Origin of the sequence: Streptomyces sp. NPDC090442 (assembly GCF_044769405.1) — a bacterium.
Lineage (GTDB): Bacteria > Actinomycetota > Actinomycetes > Streptomycetales > Streptomycetaceae > Streptomyces.
Map to the genome: position 1 here is coordinate 1 of NZ_JBIVXW010000289.1, position 1,034 is coordinate 1,034.

Sequence of the window (1,034 nt, forward strand, 5' to 3'; positions counted from 1 at the left end):
GGCACCGTCCACTCCAGGCCCTTGGCGCCTTCCCACGAACGCGCCTCGGCCTTGGCGCCGGACTTCTTCGACAGCAGCAGGATGAAGGCCATCAGGAACGGGGTCGCGAACATGCCGAACGCGCCGATCGAGCTGACCAGGTTCCAGTCCGCGAACACCACGTTGTAGTCCGGGATGCGGCGCGGCATGCCGGCCAGGCCCAGGAAGTGCTGCGGGAAGAACAGCAGGTTGACGAAGACCATCGTCCACCAGAAGTGGAACTTGGCCAGGCCCTCGTTGTACATGCGGCCGGTCCACTTCGGCCACCAGTAGTAGACCGCGGCGATGATCGAGAACAGCGCGCCGGTCACCAGCACGTAGTGGAAGTGCGCGACCACGAAGTAGGTGTCGTGGTACTGGAAGTCGGCCGGCACGATGGCCAGCATCAGACCCGAGAAACCGCCGATGGTGAACAGGATGACGAAGGCGATCGCCCACAGCATCGGCGCTTCGAAGGTCATCGAGCCGCGCCACATCGTGGTGACCCAGTTGAACACCTTCACGCCGGTCGGCACCGCGATCAGCATGGTCGCGAACATGAAGTAGATCTCGCCACCGAGCGGCATGCCGACGGTGAACATGTGGTGCGCCCACACGATGAACGAGAGGAAGGCGATCGAGGCGGTCGCGTACACCATGGCCTGGTAGCCGAACAGCGGCTTGCGGGCGAAGGTCGGGATGATCTCCGAGACCACGCCGAACGCCGGCAGGATCATGATGTAGACCTCGGGGTGCCCGAAGAACCAGAAGATGTGCTGGAACATCACCGGGTCGCCGCCGCCGGCCGCGTTGAAGAACGAGGTGGCGAAGAACTTGTCGGTCAGCAGCATCGTCACCGCGCCGGCCAGCACCGGCATCACCGCGATCAGCAGGAACGCGGTGATCAGCCAGGTCCAGCAGAAGATCGGCATCTTCAACAGGTCCACGCCCGGGGCGCGCATGTTGAGGATGGTGGCGATGACGTTGATCGCGCCCATGATCGAGCTGATGCCCAT

At 63.6% G+C, this 1,034-nt stretch carries 1 protein-coding gene; it reads right to left on the reverse strand.

Annotated elements, in window-relative coordinates; all coding sequences use genetic code 11:
• On the reverse strand, positions 1-1,016 hold a 1,016-nt coding region (locus ACIQU6_RS45090; protein ID WP_403488601.1), incomplete at its 3' end, for a cbb3-type cytochrome c oxidase subunit I.
• Positions 1,017-1,034 lie beyond the last annotated feature (18 nt).